Origin of the sequence: Reyranella sp., from assembly GCF_965229815.1 — a bacterium.
Classification (GTDB): Bacteria; Pseudomonadota; Alphaproteobacteria; order Reyranellales; family Reyranellaceae; genus Reyranella.
Map to the genome: position 1 here is coordinate 1,064,407 of NZ_CBDDJN010000002.1, position 26,574 is coordinate 1,090,980.

The 26,574-nt window shown below is 71.3% G+C and carries 22 protein-coding genes; 16 read left to right on the forward strand and 6 right to left on the reverse strand.

What is annotated here, in order from left to right:
- Positions 1 to 49: 49 nt before the first annotated feature.
- Positions 50 to 895 (forward strand): alpha/beta hydrolase, encoded by an 846-nt coding sequence (locus ACO073_RS05615; RefSeq protein ID WP_421996124.1) that lies wholly within the window; start codon positions 50 to 52, stop codon positions 893 to 895.
- Here ACO073_RS05615 and ACO073_RS05620 read toward each other — a convergent pair.
- From ACO073_RS05620 to ACO073_RS05630, 3 genes are all read right to left on the reverse strand, one after another.
- Positions 862 to 1,551 (reverse strand): DUF2848 domain-containing protein, encoded by a 690-nt coding sequence (locus ACO073_RS05620; RefSeq protein ID WP_421996126.1) that lies wholly within the window; start codon positions 1,549 to 1,551, stop codon positions 862 to 864. The genes ACO073_RS05615 and ACO073_RS05620 overlap by 34 nt on opposite strands.
- A 1-nt stretch (position 1,552) precedes the next feature.
- Positions 1,553 to 2,353: a putative hydro-lyase gene (locus ACO073_RS05625; RefSeq protein ID WP_421996128.1), complete on the reverse strand. Its 801-nt coding sequence runs from the start codon at positions 2,351 to 2,353 to the stop codon at positions 1,553 to 1,555.
- A 95-nt stretch (positions 2,354 to 2,448) separates the two neighbouring features.
- On the reverse strand, positions 2,449 to 3,201 hold the full coding sequence (locus tag ACO073_RS05630; protein ID WP_421996130.1) for an SDR family NAD(P)-dependent oxidoreductase: 753 nt from the start codon (positions 3,199 to 3,201) through the stop codon (positions 2,449 to 2,451).
- A gap of 243 nt (positions 3,202 to 3,444) precedes the next feature.
- On the opposite strand from ACO073_RS05630, the gene ACO073_RS05635 reads away from it, so the two are divergent.
- From ACO073_RS05635 to ACO073_RS05695, 13 genes are all read left to right on the forward strand, one after another.
- Entirely contained in the window at positions 3,445 to 3,618 is a 174-nt protein-coding gene (locus ACO073_RS05635) for a hypothetical protein (protein WP_421996132.1), read from the forward strand.
- 62 nt (positions 3,619 to 3,680) lie between these two features.
- Complete coding sequence (locus tag ACO073_RS05640) at positions 3,681 to 5,603, forward strand: protein kinase domain-containing protein (protein ID WP_421996134.1); 1,923 nt, start codon at positions 3,681 to 3,683, stop codon at positions 5,601 to 5,603.
- Positions 5,604 to 5,653: 50 nt separating this feature from the next.
- On the forward strand, positions 5,654 to 6,241 hold the full coding sequence (locus ACO073_RS05645) for an ANTAR domain-containing response regulator (protein WP_421996136.1): 588 nt from the start codon (positions 5,654 to 5,656) through the stop codon (positions 6,239 to 6,241).
- A 300-nt stretch (positions 6,242 to 6,541) separates the two neighbouring features.
- On the forward strand, positions 6,542 to 7,696 hold the full coding sequence (locus ACO073_RS05650) for a CmpA/NrtA family ABC transporter substrate-binding protein (protein ID WP_421996138.1): 1,155 nt from the start codon (positions 6,542 to 6,544) through the stop codon (positions 7,694 to 7,696).
- A gap of 32 nt (positions 7,697 to 7,728) precedes the next feature.
- On the forward strand, positions 7,729 to 9,135 hold the full coding sequence (locus tag ACO073_RS05655; RefSeq protein WP_421996140.1) for a CmpA/NrtA family ABC transporter substrate-binding protein: 1,407 nt from the start codon (positions 7,729 to 7,731) through the stop codon (positions 9,133 to 9,135).
- A 2-nt stretch (positions 9,136 to 9,137) separates the two neighbouring features.
- Positions 9,138 to 10,217, forward strand: a complete 1,080-nt coding sequence (locus tag ACO073_RS05660) for an ABC transporter permease (protein WP_421996142.1) — start codon at positions 9,138 to 9,140, stop codon at positions 10,215 to 10,217.
- A 14-nt stretch (positions 10,218 to 10,231) separates the two neighbouring features.
- Positions 10,232 to 11,932, forward strand: a complete 1,701-nt coding sequence (locus ACO073_RS05665; protein ID WP_421996144.1) for an ABC transporter ATP-binding protein — start codon at positions 10,232 to 10,234, stop codon at positions 11,930 to 11,932.
- Complete coding sequence (locus ACO073_RS05670) at positions 11,929 to 13,704, forward strand: NirA family protein (RefSeq protein ID WP_421996146.1); 1,776 nt, start codon at positions 11,929 to 11,931, stop codon at positions 13,702 to 13,704. The genes ACO073_RS05665 and ACO073_RS05670 overlap by 4 nt, the downstream gene beginning before the upstream one ends.
- Positions 13,701 to 15,287 carry a sulfite reductase subunit alpha gene (locus ACO073_RS05675; RefSeq protein ID WP_421996148.1) on the forward strand — a complete coding sequence of 529 codons (1,587 nt, stop codon included), beginning with the start codon at positions 13,701 to 13,703 and terminating at the stop codon, positions 15,285 to 15,287. Before ACO073_RS05670 ends, ACO073_RS05675 begins: the two co-directional genes overlap by 4 nt.
- 42 nt (positions 15,288 to 15,329) lie before the next feature.
- Positions 15,330 to 17,942 (forward strand): molybdopterin-dependent oxidoreductase, encoded by a 2,613-nt coding sequence (locus ACO073_RS05680; RefSeq protein ID WP_421997400.1) that lies wholly within the window; start codon positions 15,330 to 15,332, stop codon positions 17,940 to 17,942.
- Positions 17,943 to 17,952: 10 nt separating this feature from the next.
- Complete coding sequence (gene cysG, locus ACO073_RS05685) at positions 17,953 to 19,359, forward strand: siroheme synthase CysG (RefSeq protein ID WP_421996150.1); 1,407 nt, start codon at positions 17,953 to 17,955, stop codon at positions 19,357 to 19,359.
- A 43-nt stretch (positions 19,360 to 19,402) separates the two neighbouring features.
- Positions 19,403 to 20,233: a DUF882 domain-containing protein gene (locus ACO073_RS05690; RefSeq protein ID WP_421996152.1), complete on the forward strand. Its 831-nt coding sequence runs from the start codon at positions 19,403 to 19,405 to the stop codon at positions 20,231 to 20,233.
- Between the two features lie 10 nt (positions 20,234 to 20,243).
- The gene (locus tag ACO073_RS05695) at positions 20,244 to 20,756 is read left to right on the forward strand and encodes an O-acetyl-ADP-ribose deacetylase (RefSeq protein WP_421996154.1); all 513 of its coding nucleotides are present in this window, start codon (positions 20,244 to 20,246) and stop codon (positions 20,754 to 20,756) included.
- On the opposite strand, the gene ACO073_RS05700 is transcribed toward ACO073_RS05695, so the two are convergent.
- Together ACO073_RS05700 and ACO073_RS05705 are read right to left on the reverse strand one after the other, a co-directional pair.
- Entirely contained in the window at positions 20,728 to 21,300 is a 573-nt protein-coding gene (locus ACO073_RS05700; protein WP_421996156.1) for a DUF924 family protein, read from the reverse strand. The two genes, ACO073_RS05695 and ACO073_RS05700, sit on opposite strands and share 29 nt — an antisense overlap.
- A complete protein-coding gene (locus ACO073_RS05705; RefSeq protein WP_421996158.1) occupies positions 21,297 to 22,451 on the reverse strand; it encodes a M20/M25/M40 family metallo-hydrolase in 1,155 nt (384 codons plus the stop codon). Before ACO073_RS05705 ends, ACO073_RS05700 begins: the two co-directional genes overlap by 4 nt.
- A 90-nt stretch (positions 22,452 to 22,541) precedes the next feature.
- Here ACO073_RS05705 and ACO073_RS05710 point away from each other — a divergent pair, with 90 nt between their 5' ends.
- Together ACO073_RS05710 and ACO073_RS05715 are read left to right on the forward strand one after the other, a co-directional pair.
- Positions 22,542 to 24,107, forward strand: a complete 1,566-nt coding sequence (locus tag ACO073_RS05710) for an alkaline phosphatase family protein (RefSeq protein WP_421996160.1) — start codon at positions 22,542 to 22,544, stop codon at positions 24,105 to 24,107.
- 90 nt (positions 24,108 to 24,197) lie between these two features.
- Entirely contained in the window at positions 24,198 to 25,196 is a 999-nt protein-coding gene (locus ACO073_RS05715; protein ID WP_421996162.1) for an isopenicillin N synthase family dioxygenase, read from the forward strand.
- A gap of 438 nt (positions 25,197 to 25,634) precedes the next feature.
- On the opposite strand, the gene ACO073_RS05720 is transcribed toward ACO073_RS05715, so the two are convergent.
- The gene (locus ACO073_RS05720) at positions 25,635 to 26,567 is read right to left on the reverse strand and encodes a formylglycine-generating enzyme family protein (protein WP_421996164.1); all 933 of its coding nucleotides are present in this window, start codon (positions 26,565 to 26,567) and stop codon (positions 25,635 to 25,637) included.
- Positions 26,568 to 26,574 lie beyond the last annotated feature (7 nt).

The window sequence follows — 26,574 nt, forward strand, 5'->3', positions numbered from 1 at the left end:
ACGCGGTGCGGCCGCAGATAAGTGTATCTACACTTGTTGGAGCCAGCGCATGTCCGCCGTTCCGTTGCCGGTCGCCACGCTCGCCGCGGTGAGCCATCTCGCCCCGTCCCTGGTCGCTCCCTTCTTCCGGCGCATGATGCTGAAGCCGCGCCGCCACCTGAGGCCGCCGCCGCCCCTGCTGGAGCTGCCGGCGGCCGACGAGCGGCTGGGATTGGGAGACGGCCTCGTGGCCTGGCGCTGGGGCGAGGGGCCGCCGGTCCTGCTGGTCCACGGCTTCGAGGGGCATCGGGCGCAGTTCGCGGCGATCCTCGCCGCCTTGCGCCAGCGCGGCCTGGCCGCCGTCGCGCTCGACGTGCCGGCCCATGGCGAATCGGCGGGCGAGGAGCTCACGGCGGTGAAGTTCATCGCCGCCATCGATCGCGCCCTGGCCGCGCTCGGTCCGCTTCCCGCCGTCGTCGGCCACTCGATGGGCGGCGCGATGAGCCTCTACGCCCTCGCCCGGCGTGGCGGCGCCGGCCGGGCCGTGCTGATCGCCGCACCGTCGTCGCTGAAGCGCGAGCTGCAGCGCTTCGCCACTGCCGTCGGCCTGTCGCCGCGCGGCGCGCGCGCCTTCATCGCCTCGGTCGAGCGCCATGTCGGCCAGCCGGCCGCCGACTTCGACGTCCGGCACCTGGTCGGGAGGATCGACCTGCCCTTGCTCCTGATCCATGACCAGGACGACCGGCGCGTGCCGGTGGTGGAAGCGGCGCGGGCGGCCCATGCGCTGCCGGATGCCGAGCTGATGATCACGCGCGGGCTCGGCCACAACCGGCTGCTCGGCGATCCCGTCGTCGTGCGCGCCGTCGTCGACTTCGTCGCCGCTCAGGAGACGATGGGCAGCGAGCGCACCGTGTAGGCATGCGAGAGCTTGCGGCCGAGCACCGGATCCTCGATCTCCATGTCGAAGCGCGAGGACGGGCGGATGCCGCCGATCGCGGGCAGGGTGCCGCAGAACATTACGACGCCGGGCGGCAGGCGCTTGTCGCCGTTGCGCCAGCCGGCGATCAGGTCGCGCGGGGTCCGGATCTTGGCCAGCAGCCCCTCCTGATAGGGGACCTTCTTGCCGTCCTCCTCGATGAAGCTGCGCAGGATGAGCTCGTCCCAGTGCGGCTCGACCTCCTCGAACCGCCAGGCCGCGCGTCCGACGACCTTGGCGCAGACCTGCTTGGACAGCGCCACGCCGTAGGCCTCGAGCTTGCGGTCGGTATGGTCGGCGCCCACCGTCACCCACAGCCGGTCGGCGGCGCCGACCAGCACCGGCTCGGCCTCGCCCGAGGAATCGTCGCCCACCACCTGGATGCTGTCGCCCTGGGTCAGCAGGCTCGACGCCACGCGATAGTAGAGCGGCACCTTCGACGGCGGCTGCACGCCGATCGCCTTCAGCTCCTCGATGTGATGCTCGATGGCCGCCACGTCGCGGCCGGTCCAGCCGGCGATCACCAGCTCCTCGACGTCGAGCGCGACCTTCTCGACGCCGCCCCTGGCGGCGCCCTCGAACGCGAGATCCGCCATCTCAGAGGATGGCGAGGCGCGAGTTCAGGAGGTCGGTCACCAGCATGTAGCCGGGCGCGTGGGTGATGCAGAATTCGGGCTTCACCGTCGCCACCACCGACTGCGGGGTGACGCCGCAGGCCCAGAACACCGGCAGCTCGTCGTCGCGCACCGGCACCGCGTCGCCGTAGTCGGGCTTGCCGATGTCCTTGATGCCGATCAGCTCCGGCTTGCCGAGATGGACGGGCGCGCCGTGCACCGAGGGGAAGCGCGTCGTCACCTGCACGGCGCGGATCGCGTCGGCTGGCCGGAACGGCCGCATCGACACGACCATCGGCCCGTGGAACGGGCCGGCGGGCGTGCACTCGATGTTGGTCCGGTACATCGGCACGTTGACGTTGCAGCTCTGGTGGCGGATCTCCAGCCCGTTCTCGACCAGCGCCTCCTCGAAGGAGAAAGAGCAGCCGAGCACGAAGGAGACGAGGTCGTCGCGCCACACCGACTTCAGGTCGTCGACCTCCTCGATCAGCTCGCCCTTCTTCCAGACGCGGTAGCGCGGGATGTCGGTGCGGATGTCGAGGTCCTCGCCCAGGTTGGGCAGTCGCCAGTCGCCGGGCTCGGACTGGCCGAGCAGGGGGCAGGGCTTGGGATTGAGCTGGCAGAAGCGCGCGAAGTCGGCGGCAAATTCCTTCGGCAGGATCGCGAGATTGCCCTGCACGTAGCCCGGCGCCATGCCGGAGGTCGGCAGCCGGAAGGCGCCGGCGCGGATGCGGCGGCGCGCGTCGCGGCCGGTCTCGCCCTTGATGGAAGTTATGGTGTCCATGGCCGTACTCCTAGACCGCGTCGAATTTTGCCGGACCTCGGGCCTCCGGGCCCGCTCCTGCCTTGTCCCTGTAGCACTGCGCGCGTCAGGCCGCGCTAGACATGCTGGCCACCGTTGATCTGGATCTCGGCGCCGCTGACATAGCTCGCGCCTTTCTCGCACAGGAAGTGGATGACGTCCGCCACTTCGTCGGGCGTGCCCAGCCGGCGCATCGGGATCTGGTTCTCGACGATCTTGTCGGTGCCGGGCGAGAGGATCGCGGTGTCGATCTCGCCGGGCGCGATGGCGTTGACGCGGATGCCGCGCGGGCCGAAGTCGTGGGCCATCTCGCGGGTGAGCGCCGCCAGCGCCGCCTTGGAAGTGGCATAGGCCGAGCCGGCGAAGGGATGCACGCGGCTGCCCGCGATCGAGGTGACGTTGACAACCGCGCCGCGCGCCGCCGAGAGCTCGTCCATCAGGCCACGGGCCAGCGCCACCGGCGCGAAGAAGTTCACGTTGAAGACCTGCCGCCACAGGTCGAACGGCGTGTCGATGGCGCCCAGCCGGGTGCCGTCGGGGCCCTTGGGCGAGATCGCCGCATTGTTCACCAGCGCGTCGAGCTTGCCGCCGGCCAGGAAGCGGATCTGCTCGATGCCACGGCCGAGGTCGACCGGATCGGCGAGGTCGAGCTGGACGTGGTTCTCGCCGCCGCTCGGCCACGGGCAGAGGGCGCTGAACGGCTGGCGCGACACGGTGATCACCCGCCAGCCGCCGGCGCTGAATTTCTTGACGGTGGCGTGACCGATGCCCCGGCTGGCACCGGTCAGCACAAGGGTTCGGACGTTGTCGTGCAGGGGTGCGGATGTCATGAAGCGATCCTACTCCGCCTGTGCGGCGTTGGCGCGACACATATTGGGTCGGGAGTGCGGGCCGGCAATCGCCGTTGGCAGACCGACTTCAGCCACGAACGTCACGAAACCGACCAACATATTGGGATTGAATAATTTTCTTGATGAATGAAGGCGGCGACTCTAAGCTTGATTCTGGCCCGTCCAACATTTCGGACCACACGGCCGTCCTATTTGAGCGAAGTCATTGCTGGAGAGACCCGCATGCCGGACGATTACCGGCCGCACAGCCCACCGCTTGTCCTGCGGACACGTCCCGCCACCCTGCTGACGGCCATCGGCCTGTGCCTGATCATCCTGGTGATGCAGGTGCTGCCACAGGTCCGCAACGGCGGACTCGACCGGATCCTCGCTTCCACCGCCGCCGTCCATCGGTAGCGGTGCGGCGCTTGTGCGCCGCGTCGGGAACGCGCATCTAGGGGACCAGGTAGCGCGTGCCCATGTCCCACGACAACGTCCAAGCCCTAGCCCCTGGCACGCGTCTCGGCGATTACCGGCTCGACGCCGTGATCGGCCACGGCGGCTTCGGCATCACTTACCGCGCCTTCGACACCCAGCTCGCCAAGTTCGTCGCGATCAAGGAGTACCTGCCGGTCGAGTTCGCCGTGCGCGGCGCCGACGGACAGGTCGTGGCGCGCGGCGTGCGCTATGCCGACGACTTCGCCTGGGGCCGTGAGCGCTTCCTCGACGAGGCCCGCGCGCTGGCCCGCTTCCGCCATCCGCACATCGTGCCGGTGCTGCGCTACTTCGAGGCCAACGGCACCGCCTACACGGTCATGGAGTACGAGGACGGCAAGAGCGTGAGCGAGATGCTGCGCGCGCCCGACGGACGGCTGGAAGTGGCGGACGTCCAGCGCCTCGCCGAGGGCCTCGCGGGCGGCCTGGGCGCCGTGCACGCGCAGGGCTTCCTGCATCGCGACATCAAGCCGTCGAACATCATCATCCGGCGCGACGGCGTGCCGGTCCTGATCGACTTCGGCGCGGCGCGCCAGGCGATGGGCGAGCGCTCGCGCACGCTGACCGGAATCCTGACGCCGCAATACGCGCCGATCGAGCAGTACGCGCTCGACGGCAAGCAGGGGCCGTGGAGCGACATCTATTCCGCTGCTGCCGTCCTGCATCACGCCATCGCCGGCCAGCCGCCGCCCGATGCCGCCGCACGGGTCGGCAGCGACCCTTACCGGCCGCTCGCGGCCACGCAGGCCGACCGGTTCGATCCGGTGTTCCTCGGCGCCATCGACCGGGCGCTCGCCTTCTCGCCGACCGACCGGCCGCAGACGGTGGCCGAATGGAGCGCCGCCTTCGAGGGCGCATTGCCCGCGCCGCACGAGGCGCCGACGCAGCGGCTGGGCAATGCTGTGGCGGCACCGCGTCTGGGCGGCGTCAGCCGGCACGGCGACGTCCCGGCCTCCGCACTCCCGGTGGTGGCAGCACCCGCGAAGGCGCGGCCGCGGCTCGTGCCGTGGATCGTCGTCCTGCTGCTCCTGGCGGCAGGAGTCGCCGCGTGGCGCCTGAGGCCGGCGCTCGAGTCGCTGATCGCTTCGACGTCTTCAACGGTTGCGACGCCGTCGGACAATGGCGCTGCCGCGTCGCAGGCCACCGCCCCGCCGGCGGCACCGGCCGCGCAACCGGTGCCCGGCCCGACACCGGCGCCGACGCCAATCCCGACGCCCTCGCCAACCCCGACGCCGGCCCCCACTCCTGCTCCGGCCCCCAAGGCCGGTCTTGCCGAGCAGGCGGAACAGGCGGCGCTGGCCGCGAAGCTCGTGCTCGAGAAGGCCGAGGAGGCGGCCCGTGCCGCGCGGTCGATGGCCGGCGAGGCGCGCATCGTGGCAGCCCGCGCCGCCAGCCCCGACCTCGCCAAGGCCGAGCGCCTGTCCTACGAGGGCGGCTCCACCTATGTCGGGCAGGTCGCGGACGGCAAGCGCCAGGGGCTGGGCATCGCCGAGCTCACCAACGGCGAGCGACAGGCCGGCACCTGGCAGGAGGATCGCATGAGCGGCCTCGGCACGGTGCGGCTCGACGACGGCACGCTCTATGCCGGCCAATGGCGCGACGGCAAGGCAACGGGGCTCGGCGTCGAGGACAAGCCGGGGATTTCGCGCGCCGAGGGCAACTTCGTCGGCGGCCGTCTGGAAGGGCTGGGCGTGCGCCGCACGCTGGCCGAGCCCGCGACCCGGCAGGCCGGTGAGTTCCACGGCGGCATGCTCGACGGGCCGGGCGTCGAGACGGCGGGCGGCGAGCGCTACGAAGGCGGTTTCCGCGCCGGCCGCCGGCAGGGCTACGGCCAGGTCACAGGCGCCGACGGAAAGATGCGCGCGGGCCGCTGGGAAGACGGGAAGGCCGTGGAAACCGCGCCCTGAGTCGCTGGCATGGTTGTTGCGGACCATCGCTCGCAACCGCGCCGCCGCCCTTGACCAAGCCGCTCTCCGTTCTCCTCATCGACGACAATCCGGCCCGCGCCGAGATCGTCGAGACCGGCCTTGCGGCGGAGGGCTACCGGCTGCTGGCGCGGCTCGGCGGCACGCAGGACCTCGCGACCCGCGTGAGCGAGCTCATGCCCGACGTCGTGGTCGTCAGCATCGACAGTCCCAGCCGCGACACGATCGAGGACATGCGGCGCACCACGGACGTCGTGCCGAGGCCGATCGCGCTGTTCGTCGACCGCTCCGATCCGGCGACCATCGCCGCGGCGATGGCGGCGGGCGTGTGCGCCTACGTCGTGAAGGGCCTGGCGCAGGACCGCGTGCGCTCCGTCGTCGACGTCGCCGTGGCGCATTTCAACCGCTACCACACGATGCGCGAGGAGCTCGACCGCGCGCGCCTGTCGCTGGTCGAGCGCAAGGCGGTCGATCGCGCCAAGGGCCTGCTGATGGAGCAGAAGGGGCTGACCGAGGAATCGGCCTACCGGCTGCTGCGCAAGCTCGCGATGGACCAGAACAAGCGCATGGGCGAGGTCGCGCGCGATCTCATCACCTACGCCAAGGCGCTGAAAGACTGAGCGATCGGCTGCGCCTGCTTCGACTTCGACCACCTTGCCCAGCCGAGCGTCAGGGCATCGACTGTCCATCACGTCGGTGGTGCCAAGGGGAATCGTTGTCGTTCAACGACTTGATCGCTGTCCGGCGTCTCTTCGATGCTTGGCATGCTTCGTGCTGCATATTCAGGGCGGACCCAATGGCGGGTCCTTCCTGACAATTCGCGGACCATTGACGGTCCGCATCCCTGGACAACGGCGTCCTGCAAGGTCGGTTCGAGACAACCGTCCCTGCTGGGCGCCTTTTTGTTTTGGAGTACCGGTATGAGCGATCTCGAACGGCCGACTCTCACGATGGGGATCATTCCCCTCGTCGACTGTGCGCCGATCGTGCTGGCCGAGGAGCTGGGCGCCTTCGAGCGTCACGGGCTCCAGGTCGAGATCCGGCGCGAGGCGTCATGGGCGACGATCCGCGACAAGGTCGCGCTCGGCCTGCTCGACGCGGCGCAGATGCTGGCGCCGATGCCGCTCGCCGCGACGCTCGGCGTCGATGGCGTCAACGTGCCGATGGTCGCCAGCATGATCCTCGACCTCAACGGCGACGCCATCACCCTGTCGCAGTCGCTGTGTCGGGAGATCGAGGAGGCCGCGCCCGACCTCGCGGGCGACAACCTTGCCGAGGGCGCCGCGCTCGATGCGCGGGCGCTCGCGGCCGTGGTGCGCCGGCGCGCCGCCGAGGGCCGTGCGCCGGTCGCGCTGGCCTCGGTGTTCCCGTTCTCCTGCCACAACTACCTGCTGCGGCTGTGGCTGGCCTCGGGCGGCATCGACCCCGACCGCGACGTGAGGCTGAGCGTGGTGCCGCCGCCGCACATGGTGGCGCACCTGTCCGGCCAGGTGATCGACGGCTACTGCGTCGGCGAGCCGTGGAACCAGCAGGCCGCCTCGCTCGGCCTCGGCCGCATTGCCGTGTCGGGTCCGCAGATCTGGAAGGCGATGCCGGAGAAGGTTCTCGGCACGACCGAAGCGTGGGCGGCGGACCATCCGCGCACGCTCGCGGCCCTGATCCGCGCCCTGGTCGACGCCTGCGCCTGGCTCGAGGAGCCGGCCAATCGTGCCGAGGCGGCGCGCGTGCTGGCGAGCCCGCGCTACGTCAATGCGCCGGCCGAGGTCATCGCGCGCTCGCTGGCGCTGCCCGACTTCCACATCTTCCATCGCGGCGACGCGAACTTCCCGTGGCGCAGCCATGCCGACTGGTTCCTGGCGCAGATGGTGCGCTGGGAGCAGGCGCCGGCGCGCGGCGACCTCGCCGCCGTCGCCGATCGTGTCTTCCGTCCCGACCTCTATCGCGCCGCCGTGGCCGAGCTCGGCATCGCCTGCCCGGCGGCCGACCGCCTGCCCGCCGGCGGACACGGGGAGCCCGCCGTCCCGCCCGCCGTCGGCCTCGCCCCGGCGAAGCCCACCGCTTCCAACGTCCGATAACCGGCCAACAAAGTCAGACAGGGAACAGAACCATGAGCACACGCACTCCGCGGCCCGTCGGCCGCCGCACCCTCCTCGCCGCCGCCGGTGCCGCCGTCGCGACCGGCGGCCTCGCCGGCCGCGGCGCCCGCGCCGACGCGCTGAAGGTGGAGAAGGACGAGCTCAAGTTCGGCTTCATCAAGCTCACCGACATGGTGCCGCTGGCGATCGCCAAGGAGAAAGGCTTCTTCGAGGACGAGGGCCTGTTCGTCACCCTGGAGCCGCAGGCCAACTGGAAGGTGCTGCTCGACCGCGTCATCACCGGCGAGCTCGATGGCGCCCACATGCTGGCGGGCCAGCCGATCGCCGCCACCATCGGCTTCGGCACCAAGGCCCACGTCATCACGCCGTTCTCGATGGACCTCAACGGCAACGGCATCACCGTGTCGAACGAGGTCTGGGCCGAGATGAAGAAGCACGTGCCGGCCGGCGCCGACGGCAAGCCCGTGCATCCGATCAAGGCCAGCGCCCTGAAGCCCGTGATCGAGAAGATGAAGGCCGAGGGCAAGCCCTTCAAGATGGGCATGGTCTTCCCCGTCTCGACCCACAATTACGAACTGCGCTACTGGCTCGCCTCGGGCGGCATCCATCCCGGCTTCTACTCGAAGACCGACGTCAGCGGCCAGATCAAGGCCGAGGCGCTGCTGTCGGTGACGCCGCCGCCGCAGATGCCGTCGACGCTGCAGGCCGGCACGATCAACGGCTACTGCGTCGGCGAGCCGTGGAACCAGCAGGCGGTGTTCAAGGGCATCGGCGTGCCGGTCATCACCGACTACGAGATCTGGAAGAACAACCCGGAGAAGGTGTTCGGGCTGACGGCCGAGTTCGCCGCCAAGAATCCGAACACGGTGCTGGCGCTGACCAAGGCGTTGATCCGCGCCGCCATGTGGCTCGACGCCGACGGCAACGCCCATCGCGCCGAGGCCGCCAAGATCATCTCCAAGCCCGAGTATGTCGGCGCCGACTACGAGGTCATCGCCAACTCGATGACCGGCACCTTCGAGTACGAGAAGGGCGACAAGCGCCAGGTCCCCGACTTCAACGTCTTCTTCCGCTACAACGCCACCTATCCCTACTTCTCGGACGCCGTCTGGTACCTGACGCAGATGCGGCGCTGGGGCCAGATCGCCGAGCAGAAGCCCGACGCCTGGTACGGCGAGACCGCCAGGCAGGTCTACCGCCCCGACCTCTACCTCAAGGCCGCCAAGCTGCTGGTCGACGAGGGCAAGGCGCGCAAGGAAGACTTCCCCTGGGACACCGACGGCTACCGCGCGCCGACCGCCGACAATATCGACGGCCTGTCCTACGACGGCCGCAAGCCCAACGCCTACATCGACAGCCTGCCGATCGGGCTGAAGGGCAAGCAGACCGTCGAAGGCGCCGACGTGGTGGAAGGCTGACCATGAGCGTCGTCAGCGATCCCCTCCTGGCGTCGGCCGCGGCCGGCCGCCGCGAACGCCTGTTCGCCCGCATCACGCGGGCGGCGGTGTACCTCGACGTCGTCGGCCTGGGCTGGCTGGTGCCGCTGCTGCGCATCGCCGCCGGCGACAACCTGCGCCACCAGCTCGGCGAGCTGCGCCAGGTGCTCCTGGTGCCGCTGGTCGGCATCGCGGCCTTCCTGCTGCTGTGGGCGGTGCTGGCGCCGCAGGTGAAGACGTCGCTCGGCGCCATCCCCGGTCCGGTCCAGGTGTGGGAGCAGGCCGGCAACCTCTACGACGACCATGTCGCCGAGCGCACCAAGGAGGCGGCCTTCGACGCCCGCCAGAGGGCGCGCAACCAGAAGCTCGAGGCCGAGGGCAAGGCCGACCAGGTCAAGTGGCGCGGCTATACCGGCAAGCCGACCTATCTCGACCAGATCCTGACCAGCCTCAAGACGGTGGCGCTGGGCTTCGTGGTTGCGACGCTGATCGCCGTGCCGCTCGGCATCATGTGCGGCCTGTCGCGCTCGGTGAACGGCGCGCTGAACCCGTTGATCCAGATCTTCAAGCCGGTGTCGCCGCTGGCCTGGCTGCCGATCGTCACCATGGTCGTCTCGGCGCTCTACCTCGACCCGATGGACTGGCTGCCCAAGTCGCTGGTCATCTCGGCCATCACCGTGACCCTGTGCTCGCTGTGGCCGACGCTGATCAACACCGCGCTCGGCGTGGCCTCGATCGACAAGGACCTGGTCAATGTCGGCAAGGTTCTGCAGCTCTCGACCGCCACCACGGTGCGCAAGCTCGTGCTGCCCTCGGCGCTGCCGCTCATCTTCACCGGGCTCCGTCTCTCGCTGGGCGTGGGCTGGATGGTGCTGATCGCCGCCGAGATGCTGGCGCAGAACCCGGGCCTCGGAAAGTTCGTGTGGGACGAGTTCCAGAACGGCTCGTCCTCGTCCCTGGCCAAGATCATCGTGGCGGTGCTGACCATCGGCATCATCGGCTTCCTGCTCGACCGGCTGATGTTCGCCCTGCAGGCCGCCTTCACCCACGGCATGAAGCGCTGACAGGGAGACGATCCATGGCGCTGCTCGACCTGAAGGGAGTGTGCAAGGGCTACGGCGACGCCGCCGCCCGCACCGAGGTGCTGCACGACATCAGCCTCTCCGTCGAGGAGGGCGAGTTCGTGGCCATCGTCGGCTTCTCGGGCTCCGGCAAGACGACGCTGATCTCGCTGATGGCCGGGCTCGAGGCGCCGGACCGGGGCGAGATCACCCTGCGCGGCCGCAAGGTCGAGGGCGCCGGCCCCGATCGCGGCGTCGTGTTCCAGTCCTACTCGCTGATGCCGTGGCTCAGCGTCACCGCCAACGTGGCGCTGGCCGTCGACGCGGTGTTCAAGGGCCGGCCGCGGGCGGAACGCGCCGAGCGCGTGCGGCGCTACATCGACATGGTCGGCCTCGGCCACGCCGCCGAGCGCCGGCCGGCCGAGCTGTCGGGCGGCATGCGCCAGCGCGTCGCCGTCGCCCGGGCGCTGGCGACCGATCCCGACATCCTGCTGCTCGACGAGCCGCTCTCGGCGCTGGACGCGCTGACCCGCGCCAAGCTGCAGGACGAGTTCGAGGAGATCCGCGCCCGCGAGGGCAAGACCATCGTGCTGATCACCAACGACGTCGACGAGGCGATCCTGCTGGCCGACCGGATCGTGCCGCTGAAGCCGGGGCCGAAGGCGACGCTCGGCCCGTCCTTCGCGGTCGGCATTCCGCGGCCGCGCCAGCGGACGGCGCTGAACGACGACCCGGCCTTCAAGCGCCTGCGCGCCGAAGTGACCAAGTACCTGATGGACGTCGGCGACGAGCGCGGCCTGCAGGCCGAGGAGCGGCGGCTCCCCGCCGTGCAGTCGGTGGTGCAGCTCGAGCCGCCGCCCGAGGCCGTCCGCCGGGCCGGTCGATCCGCGCTCACCGGGCGCTACGTCGAGTTCTTCGACGTCCGCAAGGTCTACCCGACGCCCAAGGGCCCGCTCACCGTCGTCGATGGATTCCAGCTGCTGATGAACAAGGGCGAGTTCGTCTCGCTGATCGGCCATTCGGGCTGCGGCAAGTCGACGGTCCTGTCGATGGTCGCGGGCCTGTCGGAGATTTCCGGCGGCGGCATCGTGCTCGATGGCCGCGAGGTCGACCGGGCCGGCCCCGACCGCGCCGTGGTCTTCCAGGCGCCGTCGCTGATGCCGTGGCTGACGGCGCGCGAGAACGTGGCGCTGGGCGTTGACAAGGTCTACCCCCATGCCAGCCCGGCCGAGCGGCGCGAGATCGTCGAATACTACCTGGCGCGCGTCGGGCTGGGCGACGCCATGAACCGGCCGGCGCGCGATCTCTCCAACGGCATGAAGCAGCGGGTCGGCATCGCCCGCGCCTTCGCCCTGTCGCCCAAGCTGCTGCTGCTCGACGAGCCGTTCGGCATGCTCGACAGCCTGACGCGCTGGGAGCTGCAGGAGGTCCTTATGGACGTCTGGAAGCGCACCCAGGTCACGGCGATCTGCGTCACCCACGACGTCGACGAGGCGATCCTGCTGGCCGACCGCATCGTCATGATGACCAACGGTCCCAACGCCACGATCGGCAAGATCCTCGACGTGCCGCTGCCGCGGCCGCGCAGCCGCAAGGTCCTGCTCGAGCATCCCGACTACTACCGCTACCGCCGCGAGGTGCTGACCTTCCTCGAGGAGTACGAGCACGGCGCGCGGCCGCGCGTTGCCCGGCCGACGCCCGCGAAGGCGGCGGCATGACCGGCTTCGACGACCAGCAGAAGCAGTGGCTGCAGGGCTTCGTCAGCGGCATCGAGGCCCGCAAGGCGGCCGACCGCCTGTCCGGCCGCGCGCCGGCGGCGGCGGGCGTGGCGCCCGTCGGCCCCGACGCCCTGCAGCACGCCGCCCAGGACCGCGCCGTGGCGATGGGCGGCAAGCTCGTCGCCGAGGAGACCGCCAAGCGCCAGCGCCATCCGCTCGACCGCTGGGACGAGGTCGTGGCGCGGGCCGAAGCCGGCCAGTTCCCCAAGGGCATCGACGTCTTCCTCACCAAGTTCCAGGGCCTGTTCTACGTCGCGCCGGCCCAGGACTCCTTCATGTGCCGCCTGCGCATCCCCAACGGCATCCTGAACGCCTGGCAGATGCGCGGCCTCGCAGAGGCGGCGCGCGCCTTCGGCGGCAGCTACGCCGACGTCACCACGCGCGCCAACCTGCAGATCCGCGAGATCGGCGCGGCCCACGCCGTCGACCTCCTGCTGGCGGTGCAGGCGCTCGGCCTCACCTCGCGCGGTTCGGGCGCCGACAATATCCGCAACATCACCGGCAGCCCGACCGCGGGCATCGACCCGCAGGAGCTGATCGACACGCGGCCGCTGTGCCGGGCGCTGCACCACTACATCCTCAATCACCGCGAGCTCTACGGCCTGCCGCGCAAGTTCAACATCGCCTTCGACGGCGGCGGCCGCGTGCCCGTCCTCGAGGACACCAACGATATCGGCTTCGTCGCCTGCGCCGTCACCGGCGGCGCCCTCGAACCCGGCACCTACTTCCGCCTCGAGCTGGGCGGCATCACCGGCCATCTCGACTTCGCCGCCGATACCGGCGTGCTGCTGAAGCCCGAGGAATGCGTGGCCGTGGCCGGCGCCGTGGTGCGCGCCTTCATCGCCCACGGCGACCGCACCAACCGGCTGAAGGCGCGGCTGAAGTACGTGCTCGACCGGATGGGCCGCGACGCGTTCCTCGCCGAGGTCGAGAAGGAATACGGCCAGCCGCTGCGCCGCGCCGCCGGCGCCGAGATCGCGCCGCGCCCGATGGCCGACAAGCACGGCCATGTCGGCGTCCATGGCCAGAAGCAGGCGGGACTAAACTATCTCGGCCTGGTGCTGCCGGTCGGCCGGCTGACGTCGGCGCAGATGGAGGGGCTGGCCGAGATCGCCGAGCGCTTCGGCTCGGGCACGCTGCGTCTCACCGTGTGGCAGAACCTGCTGATCTCCGACGTGGCCGACCGTGACGTCGGCATCTGCATCGCCGCCGTCAACGCGCTGGGCCTGGGCGTCGAGGCCAGCGCCATCCGCCGCGGGCTGGTGGCCTGCACCGGCAATGCCGGCTGCAAGTTTTCCGCCTCCAATACCAAGGGCCATGCGCTGCGCCTGGCCGACCATCTCGAGGCGCGGCTGGACGTCGACCTGCCGATCAACATCCATCTCACCGGCTGCCACCATTCCTGCGCCCAGCACCATGTCGGCGACATCGGGCTGCTCGCCTGCAAGGTCGACCAGGGCGAGGACAGCGTCGAGGGCTATCACGTCTATGTCGGCGGCGGCGCCGCCTCGACCGCCGAGCAGGCGATGGCGCGCGAGTATGCCCAGTCGGTGCCCTTCGACGCGCTGCCGCCGCTGGTCGAGCGCCTGCTGGCGGCGTGGCTCGCCCATCGCGAGACGAGGGAATCCTTCTTCGACTTCAGCCGTCGCCACGAGATCGCGGCGCTGCGCGCGCTGGCCGACCGGGCGCCGCTCAGGATGCTGGCGGCATGAACGCGATCCCGCCCCCGCCGTCGCTGATCCCCGACAACGCGCCGTTCTCCGGCGAGCAGCGCGCCTGGCTGAGCGGCTTCTTCGCCGCCTATCTCGGCGTCGACGGCCAGCCCGAGGCGACCGCCGAGGGGTCGGCCGCCGACGATCCCGACGAGGACTTCCCCTGGCACGACGCGTCGCTCGCCCTCGGCGAGCGGCTCGAGCTCGCCAGGGACCGCAAGCCGGCGCGTCAGCTCATGGCGGCGATGGCCCAGCTCGACTGCGGACAGTGCGGCTATCTCTGCCAGACCTATGGCGAGGCGGTGTGGTCGGGCGCCGAGGCCGACCTCGGCCGCTGCGTGCCGGGCGGCAAGGAGACCCAGCGCAAGCTGAAGGAGCTGGTGGCGGCGCTCGAGCCGCTGCGCGAGGGCGCGCCGATGGCGGCGCCGGCGGTGAAGTCGCAGAGCCCGCTCGGCTCGCGCGACCGGCCGGCGCTCGCCACCCTGGTCGACGCCCATCCCCTGAACCGTTCCGGCTCGGGCAAGGACGTGCGCCATGTCGTGTTCGACCTCTCGACGACCGACCTCACCTACGAGGCGGGCGACAGTCTCGGCGTCTTCGCGCGCAAGAACCCGCAGCTCGTGCAGGCGGTGCTCGACCGCGTCGGCGCCACCGGCGAGGAGATGGTCGGTTTCGACGGCGAGGCGCTGCCGCTGCGCCAGGTGCTGCTGAGCAAGGTCGACATCGCGCGTCCCAGCGACGAGTGCCTCCTGTTCCTGGCCGAGCGCGCCTTCAATGGCGAGGAGGCGCTGAAGCTGCAGGCGATGGCCCGGGGCGAGGGACCGGCCGAGCTGGCCGAGGCCGACCTGCTCGACCTGCTGCTGGCCTTCCCCTCGGTGACGCCGTCGCTGCCGGGCCTGCTCGCCTCGCTCGACCGCCTGCAGCCGCGGCTCTACTCGATCGCCTCGTCGCCCAAGGCGCATCCGCGCGAGGTCCATCTCACCGTGTCGGCGGTGCGCTGGAACAGCAACGACCGCACCCGCACCGGCATCGGCTCCTGCTATCTCGCCGACTTCGCCAGGGCCGGCGACGTGGTGCCGGTCTATGTGCAGAAGGCCCACGGCTTCGGGCCGCCGGCCGACGACGGCGCGGCGGCGATCATGGTCGGACCGGGCACCGGCATCGCGCCGTTCCGCGCCTTCCTCGAGGAGCGCGAGGCCCGCGTCGCGGCCGGCGGCAAGAAGGGCCGCAACTGGCTGTTCTTCGGCGACCAGAAGCGCGCGACCGACTTCCTCTACGAGGACCAGATCGTGGACTGGCAGCGCCGCGGCGTGCTCGACCGGCTCGACCTCGCCTTCTCGCGCGACCAGGCCGAGAAGGTCTACGTCCAGGACCGCATGCGCGAGAACGCCGCCGAGCTGTGGCGCTGGCTGGAGGAGGGCGCGCACTTCTATGTCTGCGGCGACGCCCAGCGCATGGCCAAGGACGTCGAGACCACGCTGCTCGACATCGCCGCGCAGCACGGCGGCAAGGACACCAACCAGGCGCGGGCCTGGCTCGACGGCCTCGCCAAGGCGGGACGGTACCAGCGCGATGTCTACTGAGTGGCTCCTTCTCCTCCCCTCGCCCGGCGCGGCGAGGGCGAGATGAGCGTGCGCACCACCTGTCCCTATTGCGGCGTCGGCTGCGGCGTCGTCGCGACGCCCGACGGCAGCGGCGGTGCCGGCATCGCCGGCGACCGGGCGCATCCGGCGAACCGCGGCCGGCTCTGCTCCAAGGGCGCGGCGCTGGGCGAGACGCTGTCGCTCGAGGACCGGCTGCTGCATCCCGAGATCGACGGCCGCCGCGTGTCGTGGGGTGCCGCGCTCGATACGGTCGCGGCCGGGCTGCGCACCACGCTCGAGCGCCACGGGCCGGAGGCGGTCGCCTTCTACGTCTCGGGGCAGCTTCTCACCGAGGACTATTACGCCGCCAACAAGCTGATCAAGGGCTTCCTCGGCACGGCCAACATCGACACCAACTCGCGGCTCTGCATGGCCTCGTCGGTGGCCGGCCACAAGCGCGCCTTCGGCAGCGACACGGTGCCCGGCCTGTACGAGGATTTCGAGCAGGCCGATCTCGTCGTGCTGGTCGGCAGCAACCTCGCCTGGTGCCATCCGGTCCTGTTCCAGAGGCTCGAGGCGGCGCGCCGCGCGCGGCCGTCGCTGCGCGTCGTCGTCGTCGATCCGCGCCGCACCGAGACCTGCGACATCGCCGATCTGCACCTGGCGCTGCGGCCGGGCAGCGACGTCGCGCTGTTCAATGCGCTGCTCTGCGAGCTCGAGCGGCGTGGCGCCGCCGATGCGGGCTTCGTCGAGCGGCACACGACGGGCTTCGCCGAGGCGCTGGCGGCAGCGCGGCCGGGCGACCTCGCGGCGTGCGACCTGCCGGCCGACGACGTCGCCACCTTCTTCGACTGGTTCGCCGGCACCGAGAAGACGGTCACGCTCTATTCGCAGGGCGTCAACCAGTCGAGCGCCGGCGCCGACAAGGTCAACGCGCTGATCAACTGCCACCTGCTGACGGGACGCATCGGCCGGCCGGGCATGGGACCCTTCTCGATCACCGGCCAACCGAATGCGATGGGCGGCCGCGAGGTCGGCGCGCTCGCCAACACGCTGGCGGCGCACATGGACTTCGCGCCGGCCGATGTCGATCGCGTGCGCCGCTTCTGGCGCGCCACGCGCATGGCCGAGCGGCCCGGCCTGAAGGCGGTCGAGCTGTTCGAGGCGGTGAAGGCCGGCCGCATCAAGGCGCTGTGGGTCATGGCGACCAACCCGGTCGCCAGCCTGCCGGATGCCGATGCCGTGCGCGCCGCGGTGCGCGCCTGCGACCTCTCCATCGTCTCGGAGGCGGTGCGCGCCAGCGACACGGTCGACGCCTGCCGCATCCGGCTGCCGGCGCTGGCCTGGGGCGAGAAGGACGGCACCGTCACCAATTCCGAGCGAACCATCTCGCGGCAGCGCCCGTTCCTGCCGTCGCCCGGCGAGGCGCGGCCGGACTGGTGGATCGTGTCGCAGGTCGCGCACCGGCTGGGCTGCGGCCCGTCCTTCGCCTGGCGCGGACCGGCCGACATCTTCCGCGAGCATGCCGCCCTGTCGGCCTTCGAGAACGACGGAAGCCGCGACTTCGACATCGGCGCCCGGGCCGACATCGACGATGCCGGCTACGAGGCGCTGGCGCCGTTCGCCTGGCCGGCGCGGCGGGGCGCTGCGGCAGGCGGCCGCTTCTTCGCCGCGGGCGGCTTCTTCCATGCCGACGGGCGTGCCCGCTTCGTCGCGACCGTAGCGCGCGCGCCTGCCCATGCGCCGGGCAGCGACTTTCCGCTGCGACTGAATACCGGTCGCGTCCGCGACCAGTGGCACACGATGACGCGGACCGCGAAGTCGCCGCGGCTGGCCGGGCACCGGCCCGAGCCGACGCTCGACCTGTCTCCCGGCGATGCCGCGCGGCGGGCGTTGCAGGACGGTGACATTGCCGAACTCGTCAGCAGTTGGGGCCGCGCCGTGCTGCGCGTGCGCGTCTCCGACTCGGTGCGCGATGGCGAGGCCTTCGCGCCCATGCACTGGACGGCGCAGCTCTCGCGGGCCGGCCGCATCAACGCCGTCGTCAATCCCGCCGTCGATCCCGTCTCGGGCCAGCCGGAGCTCAAGCACACGCCCGTCGAAATCCGCCGGCTGCAGGTTCGGTGGCATGGCACGATTCTCGCTCGGCGGCCGATCATGCTGCCCGAAATCACCTATTGGGCACGGATCAGGGGCGCCGGTCACCACGTCTACGCGGTGGCGGGCGAGCAGCCTCTGCCCGATGCCCGACCCGCCCTTTCGGCGGCGGTGCGGGCAGCCAATCCAGGCCCCTGGCTCGACGGGAGCGACGGGCTGGGCGCCGTCGTGAGCGACGGCCGCGTGGACGCCGTCCTGGCGCTGGGCGAGCACCACGATGCGGCGGTGCGCGACCGGCTGACGCCGTTCATGGCCCTCGCGCGGCTCGACGCACAGCAGCAGGACTCGTTGCTGCAGGGCGGCGGTGCGGCGGCGCGCGGCGGCGAGCTGTGCGCCTGCTTCGGCGTCTCCTGCACGGCCGTCGAGAAGGCGATCGGCGAGGGCGCCACCAGCCTCGCGGGCGTGGGGGCGGTCACGCGGGCCGGCACCAACTGCGGCTCGTGCCGTCCCGAGATCCGCATCCTCCTGCGCGCGGCCCGGCCGCGCCGCGCGGCCTGAAGGTCCGACGATGCAGAGCTTCCCGATCTTCCTCACCCTGCAGGACAGGGCCGTGCTGGTCGTCGGCGGCGGCGAGGCCGCGGCGCGCAAGGCCGAGCTGCTGCTGGCCGCCGGCGCCCGCGTTTCCCTGATCGCCGACACGGTGGTGGGCGAGATCGCCCAGCTGATCGCCGAGGCGCGCGTCTCCTGGGCGGGCCGCGTCTTCGACGACCACGATCTCGACGGCATGGCGCTGGTGATCGTGGCGACGGCCGACGAGGCGCTGCAGGCGCGGGTGTCGCATGCCGCGCGCCAGCGCAGCCTGCCGGTCAACGTGGTCGACCGTCCCGCGCTCTCGAGCTTCATCATGCCGGCGATCGTCGATCGCGCGCCCGTCACCATCGCCATCTCGACCGGCGGCGCGGCGCCGGCGCTGGCGCGCCGGCTGCGCGCCGAGATCGAACGGGCGCTGCCCGCCACGATCGGAAGGCTGGCGCGCTTCGCCGACATCTTCCGCGAGCAGGTGCGCCGCACGCTCGAGCGGCCGCGCGACCGCCGCCGCTTCTGGGATCGCGTCTTCGCGGGCCGCATCGGCGAGCTGGCGCTGGCCGGCGACGAGATCGCGGCGCGCCGCGAGCTGATCCGGCTGCTCGATTCGGCGCGCACCGAAACGGCCTCGCTCGGCATGGTCCACCTCGTGGGGGCCGGGCCGGGCGATCCCGACCTGCTGACGATGAAGGCGCATCGCCTGCTGCAGCAGGCCGACATCGTCGTCCACGACCGACTCGTGTCGCCCGAGGTGCTGGCGCTGGCGCGCCGCGACGCCGAGCGGCTCTATGTCGGCAAGCGGCGCGGCGACCATCGCCTGACCCAGACCGAGATCAACGACCGGCTGATTTCGCTCGCGCGCGCCGGCAACAGCGTGGTGCGCCTGAAGGGCGGCGATCCGCTGGTGTTCGGCCGCGGCGGCGAGGAGATCGAGGCGCTGGTGGCCGCCGGCATTCCCGTCGAGGTCGTGCCCGGCATCACCGCCGCTCTGGGCTGCGCCGCCAGCGCCGCCATTCCGCTCACCCATCGCGACCATGCCCGGTCCTGCGTCTTCGTCACCGGCCAGCTGCGCGACGGCACCATCGCCCTCGACTGGCCGATGCTGGCGCGGCCGCGCCAGACGGTGGTGATCTACATGGGGGTGGAGAATCTCGGGCTGATCGCCGCCCGCCTGGAGGAGCACGGGCTGCCGGCCGATACGCCGGTCGCCCTGGTCGAGAACGGCACGACCAGCCGCGAACGCCGGGTGGTCGGCACGCTGGCCACCATCGAGGGGCAGGCGGCCCGTGCCCGGCTGACCGGGCCCACACTTTGCATGATTGGTGAGGTCATTGGCGTAAGTCTCGGCCGCGACCAAGAATTTCGCTTTGAGTCCAGAATGGGTCTCTGATAAGGAAGTTTGTGGCAAAAATGCAACAGACGGGGACTGGGAGATGCGCAGCTTTCTACTGAGTCTGACCGTCGTGGTGGCCCTGGCCGGCACGGCAGTATTCCACAGCAAGGATGCCAGCGCCGGCAACACCAAATCGACCAGCGGAATTTCGAGCAAGAAGCCAGCCACCCAGACCCAGGCCTCGCGCCCGGTGACGCAGCGCGCCTCGGTGTCCCGCTCGACGCAGCGGAACACGGTGCGGCGGGCCAAGGCCCAGACGACCAAGACCACGACCAAGGCCACGACGCCGGCCGCTGCCAAGTCGTCGAGCAAGCCCGCGACCCGGACCACGACCCGCAAGCGCACCACCCCGCAGGACCTGCGCGCCTCCCGCTACGGCGGCTTCGCGCCGGCGCCGGTCGAGGCGCCGCCCGTCCTCGACACGACCAGCCCGCGCTCGCTCAGCCTGGTCAACGTCAACACCCAGGAAGTGCTCAGCGTCACCTACTGGTCGAACGGCGCCTACCACCGTGACGCGCTGAACAAGCTCAACCACTTCCTGCGCGATTCGCAGAACGCCGCCGAGACCGAGATGGATCCGCTGCTGTTCGACGTGCTGTGGCACACGATGCAGATCGTGGGCTTCGGCGGCTCGGTCGAGGTCCTGTCGGCCTACCGCTCGCCGTCGACCAACGCCTGGCTGGCCAGCGTCAGCCGCGGCGTGGCGCGCGACAGCCAGCACATGAACGGCAACGCCATGGATATCCGCTTCCCCGGCGTGCCGGTGTTCAAGATCCGCCAGGCTGCCCGCGCGCTCAACATGGGCGGCGTCGGCTTCTACCCGCGCTCCGGCTTCGTCCACCTCGACACCGGTCCGGTCCGCTACTGGTAACGGCGCGGCGATGCCGCGCCTCGAGATCGTCGAGGGCGACATCACGCGGCTCGACGTCGACGCCATCGTCAACGCCGCCAACGAGAGCCTGCTGGGCGGCGGCGGCGTCGACGGCGCCATCCATCGCGCCGCCGGTCCGCAACTCCTCGAGGAATGCCGCAGCCTGGGCGGGTGCGCCACCGGCGAGGCGAAGATCACCGCCGGCTACCGGCTGAAGGCGCGCCACGTCATCCATACGGTCGGCCCGGTTTGGCGCGGCGGCGAGGCCGGCGAGCCCGACCTGCTGGCCGGCTGCTACCGCAACAGCCTGGCGCTGGCCCGCACGCACGGCCTCGCCACCATTGCCTTTCCGGCGATTTCCACCGGCGTCTACGGCTATCCCAAGGGACCCGCGACGGAGATCGCGGTGAGCGAGGCGCTGGCGCATGGCGCCGGCCTCGAGCGGCTGGTCTTCTGCTGCTTCGGCGCCGACATGGCGGCGCTCTACCGCGACGTCATTGGCCGAAGCGGTTCGCGTCCTTGAGGTAGTCGTGCTCCTCGGCCGTGGTGACGCGGCCCAGCACCTCGTTGCGATGCGGGAAGCGGCCGAAGCGGGCGACCACGTCGCGATGCTCGACGGCGTGCTTCATCAGCTCGGGATCGTCGAAGGCGGCGAACAGCGCGCAGCCCAGCTCCTGGTCCCCGATCGCCTCGCTGTGCTGGAAGGGCATGTAGAAGAACATCCGCATCGTCGGGTTGAAGGCCGCCGGATAGCCCCGCGCCAGCGCGAGGCGCGCCGCCTCGATCGCCGTCGCGTCGCCGGCGAAGGCCTGCGCCGTGCGACGGTACATGTTGCGCGGGAACTGGTCGCACAGGAGGATCAGCGCCAGCGCCCCGTCGGGCGAGCGGGCCCACGTCGCGAGGTCGCCCGCGATGGCGCGCTCGAAGGCGGCGCCGAAGCGCGCGCGGATCTCCTCGTCGAAGCCCTCCGGCGCCTTCCACCAGGCCTCGCGCGGCTTGCCGTGGTCGTCATGGTCGAGCGGCAGGAACCAGAAATCCAGGACGTCGCGGATCGCAGGCGCGTTCATCGTTCCCCCTTGCCGTCCAGTCCGGTGAGCAGGGCGGCAAACAGCCGGGCCCGCGGCGCCAGTTCTGAAATCAGCAGGTGCTCGTCGAGCGTATGGACGCCGGCGCCGACCGCGCCCAGCCCGTCGAGGGTCGGGATGCCGAGCGCGCCGGTGAAGTTGCCGTCGCTGCCGCCGCCGAACGTGCCGTGCTCCAGGCCGAAGCCGATCTCCGCCGCGGCGTCGGCCGCGCGCCGGTAGAGCTGCAGCGTGCCGGGCGAGGGCTCGAACAACGGCCGCTCCGCGCCCCGTTCGATCTCGAGGGTCACGCCCTCGACCGGCGAGGCGAGGCCCGCCATGAAGTCGTGCACGAAGGCAAGATTGTCGGCCGAGGAGGCCACGCACAGGACCTCGGCGGTGCATTCGATGGGCACGACGTTGACGAACACGCCGCCGCGGATGACGCCGACGCTGAAGGACACGAGGCGGTCCATGTCGGTGGCGCTCTCGATCGTCTCGACCAGCCGGGCCATCGCGCGGATGGCGCTGCGGCCGGCCCGGTTGTCGGCGCCCGCGTGGGCCGGCCGTCCGCGCGTCGTCAGGCGATAGCGGGCGAAGGCGTGGCGGCCGGTGATCACCTTGCCCTGCCGCGCCGGCTCGGGCACCAGCACGTAGCGGTGGCGCCGGGCCTCCGCCTCGATCAAGGCCCGCGTCGCCGGGCTGCCCAGCTCCTCGTCGGGGATCATCAGGAAGGTGACGGGCAGCGGCGTGTCGCCGCCCTCGGCGCGCAGCCGCTTGAGCGCGTGCAGGGCGAGGCAGATGCCGCCCTTCATGTCGAGCACGCCCGGCCCGTAGAGCCGGTCGCCCTCGACGCGCAGCGGCAATCCGTCGGCCAGGGTGCCCACCGGATGCACCGTGTCGAGATGGCCGAGCACCAGGATGCCGGGCCCCTCGCCGCGGCCGGCAAAGGCCGCGCGCATCACCGGTGCGCCCGACGGCGCCTCGGTCCGCTCGATCGCGGCGCCAGCGGCGCGGAAGTCGGCCTCCGCGAGATCGAACATGCGCATCACCGCCTCCGGCGTGACCGACGGGCTCTCGACCGCGGCCCAGCGCCTGATGTCCTCGACGATCTCGCGGCTGGAGAAGCTGTTGGCGAACGCGGCGGAAGAAGGCATCGACCCATCTTAGCGGCATCGGCACGCCGCTGGCGACAAGAGGGGCGACGTGGGCATAGAGTGCCGCCAACCAAGGGGGAGGGGTGCGCCGTGGGCAAGGTCCGCAACGTCCTGTTCATCATGTGCGACCAGCTGCGCGCCGACCATCTGTCGTGCGCCGGCCATCCGACGCTGAAGACGCCGTCGATCGATTCGCTGGCGAGGCGTGGCGTGCTGTTCCCGCAGGCCTATGTCCAGTCCGGCGTCTGCGGTCCCTCGCGCATGAGCTACTACACCGGCCGCTACGTGTTCAGCCATGGCGCCACCTGGAACCGCGTGCCGCTGTCGGTGCGCGAGCGGACGATCGGGGACTATCTGCGGCCGGCCGGGCTGCGCGTGGCGCTGGCCGGCAAGACGCATGTCCTGCCCGACACCGAGGGGCTGGAGCGCTACGGCATCGAGGGCGGCTCGGCCCTGGCGGCGCTGATGCGCGCCGGCCGCTTCGAGGAGCTCGACCGCTACGACGGCCATTCGCCGCCGGGCGAGGAGAGCGGCTATGCCGCCTACCTGCGCGCCCAGGGCTACAATTCGGACGATCCCTGGAGCGACTACGTGATCTCGGCCGACGGGCCGGACGGCCAGCCGGCCTCGGGCTGGCACATGCGCAACGTCCATCTGCCCGCGCGCGTCGCCGAGGAACATTCCGAGACGGCCTACATGACGCGCGAGGCCATGCGCTTCGTCGAGGACATGGGCGACCGGCCGTGGTTCCTCCATCTCAGCTACGTCAAGCCGCACTGGCCCTACATGGCGCCGGCGCCCTACCACGCGATGTACGGCGCCGACGACGCGCTGCCGCTCAACCGCGACGAGTCGGAATGGAAAGACCAGCATCCGGTGCTGGCCGCCTATCGCCGCCATGAGGAATCGGTGTCGTTCCAGCGCCCCGAGGCGCCCGGCCTCGTGCGGCCGGCCTACATGGGGCTGATCAAGCAGCTCGACGACTGGCTCGGCCGGCTGTTCGCGCAACTGGAGAAGCTCGGCCGCCTCGACGACACGCTGATCCTGTTCACCGCCGACCACGGCGACTTCCTGGGCGATCACTGGCTGGGCGAGAAGGAGATGTTCTACGAGGAGGCGCTGCGCGTGCCCTTCATCGTCTGCGATCCCGATCCCGCCGCCGACGCCACGCGCGGCACCGTCGATCGCCGCTTCGTCGAGGCGGTCGACGTCGTGCCGACCTGCCTCGCCGCGCTCGGCCAGCCTTCCTACGACCATCTGGTCGAGGGCCGCTCGCTGCTGCCGCTGCTGCGCGGCGGCGCCGTCGAGACCTGGCGCGACGCGGTCTTCTCCGAGCTCGACTATTCGTTCCGCGAGGCGCGCCAGATGCTGGGCCGCAAGCCGCAGGACTGCCGCGCCATGATGGTGCGCACCGAGCGCTGGAAGTACGTCTGGTGGCAGGACTTCCGGCCGATGCTGTTCGACCTCGCCAACGATCCGCGCGAGCTGCGCGACCTCGGCGCCGACCCGGCCCATGCCGCCGTCCGCGGGGAGATGGAGGAGCGGCTGGGCGCCTGGCTCAAGGGCCGCAAGACCCGCGTCACGGTCGACGACGCCTATGTCGCGGCCCGCACCGCCAGCCACAAGAAGCACGGCATCTTCTTCGGGGTCTGGTAGCCGCTCGTCCGCGCGGGCGGCGTCCATCCGCCGCCCGCCTCTGGCATGTCGCTTGCTGCGCGTCCGGCACGACCTGCGGGGGAGCATGCCATGACCCTGGAAGCGGTTCCTGTCCTCGACATTTCGCCCTTCCGCCAGGGAGATTCGGTCGCGCGGCGCCGGCTCGCGGCCGAGGTCGACCGGATCTGCCGCACGATCGGCTTCATGGTGATCGACGGCCACGGCGTCGACCCGGCGCTGATCGCCGAGGTCGACGCGCTCAGCCGCGCCTTCTTCGACCTTCCGGTCGAGGAGAAGATGCGCATCGTGCGCCCGGCGCCCGACGTGACGCGCGGCTACCAGCCGTTCAAGGCCGAGGTGCTGGTGCGCAGCCGCGGCGGCAATGCCGCCGGCGACCTGAACGAGAGCCTGATGATCGGCCCGGTCGATGTCGACGGCTCGGCCTACTACACGGCCACGGCGGCGGGCCGGCACTTCGCGCCCAACCTGTGGCCGGAGCGCCCGGCCGGGCTGCGCGATGCCTACGAGCGCTACTACCGCGTCATGGATTCGCTGGCCGTCGACCTGATGCGCCTGTTCGCGCTGGCCCTCGACCTGCCCGAGACCTACTTCGACGCCAGCGTCGACCGCAGCATCAGCCGGCTGCGCGTGCGCAACTATCCCGCGCCCGACGTGGAGCCCGAGCCCGGCCAGCTCCGCGCTTCGGCGCACAGCGACTATGGCAGCCTGACCATCCTCAAGACCGAGGACCGGCCGGGCGGGCTGCAGGTGCTGGGCAGGGACGGCGCCTGGCTCGACGTGCCGCATGTGCCGGGCTGCTTCGTCGTCAACATCGGCGACATGCTGGCGCGCTGGACCAACGACCGCTGGGTCTCGACCCTGCATCGCGTCGTCAATCCGCCGCGCGAGCGCGCCGCCGAGAGCCGGCGCCAGTCGATCGTGTTCTTCCAGAACCCCAACTACGACGCGATCGTGGCCTGCCTGCCGAGCTGCACCGATGCCGGCCATCCGCCGAAGTACCCGGCGACCACCTCGGGCGGCCATCTGCGCGAGAAGTTCGTCGCCACCCAGCAGCCCGTCGCCTACTGAACGGGCGAGGGAAGAGTCGCTGCTGGGAGCGCGCCACTCCAGTGGCGCTCTTCCTTCGCGTTTCAACAACCCATGAGCGCCACTGGAGTGGCGCGCCCCCAGCAAGGAGTCGACGGGCGGTGGTGCCGGGTGCGTTGCCGTGGTGGGCGGCGGCTGATCGCGGCGCCAAGGTCCCTCCGCGCGGTCCTGCGGGCCTTGGTCGGGACGACTGAAAGGTTTTCCGTCGTTCCGACCGCAGCCGAGCAGAGCGAGGCGGAGCGGAGGAACCTTCGCGCCACGACTTGCCGCCGATCGTCCTCGAAAGCGGGCTGATATCCAACCACTTCATTGCTGGGGGCGCGCCACTCCCGTGGCGCTCATGCGATGTTGAAACGCGAAGGAAGAGCGCCTCTGGAGTGGCGCACCCCCGGCAGGGAGACGACGGACGTCGTCGCGGGCCTAGTCGGCGGCCACCCGGAAGCCGATGTTGCTGGCGGTGCTGCCGGGGGCGTTGCCGTGGCGGGCGGCGACGCGGTAGCGGTTGCAGTAGCTGTCGTGGCAGAGGAACGAGCCGCCGCGCATGACGCGCTGGCCGGTCGGCCGGTCGAGGCGCGGATCCGTCGCTGCCGTCTCGCGGTGATAGGCCGGGCTGTAGCTGTCGGCGCACCATTCCCAGACGTTGCCGCAGACATTGCGGAGCCCGTAGCCGTTGGCCTCGCCGGCGCCGGCCGCGACGGGGGCCGGCGTCCAGCCGGCGGCGGGCGCGCCGGGGAAGTCGCCGCGCCAGACGTTGCAGCGCGGCGCGCCGTCCGCGTCGAGGAGGTCGTCGCCCCAGGCGAAGCGCCGGCCCTCGAGGCCGCCGCGCGCGGCAAACTCCCATTCCGCCTCGGTCGGCAGGCGCTGTCCCGCCCAGGCGCAATAGGCCTGGGCATCGTGCCACGAGACATGGACCACCGGATGGTCGGGCCGGTCGTGGACCTGCGAGCCCGGTCCCTCGGGCCGCTGCCAGCTCGCATGCTCCAGCGGCACCCACCAGGGCAGGTCGCGCACGACCTGGCGGATCGCGGCGCGCTGCGCGGCGGGCACCTGGCGATAGAAGACGAAGGAGGAGCCCAGCGCCTCGGCCTCCGTCACGTGGCGCGTGGCGCGCACGAAGGCGGCGAACTGCCGGTTGGTCACCGTCGTGGCGCCGATCGCGAAGCCGCCCACCGTGACGCGGCGCACCGGCCCCTCGCCGTCGCCCGCCACGGCATCGGGACCGTCATTGCCCATCAGGAAGCGGCCGCCCGACAGGCGCACCAGGCCCTCCTCGCGCAGCCGGCCGCGCGAGGCGGCAGGCGCGGGTCCCGCGACGGCGCGTCCCGGCCGCCCCGGCGCGCAGCAACCGGCCATCGCCGTG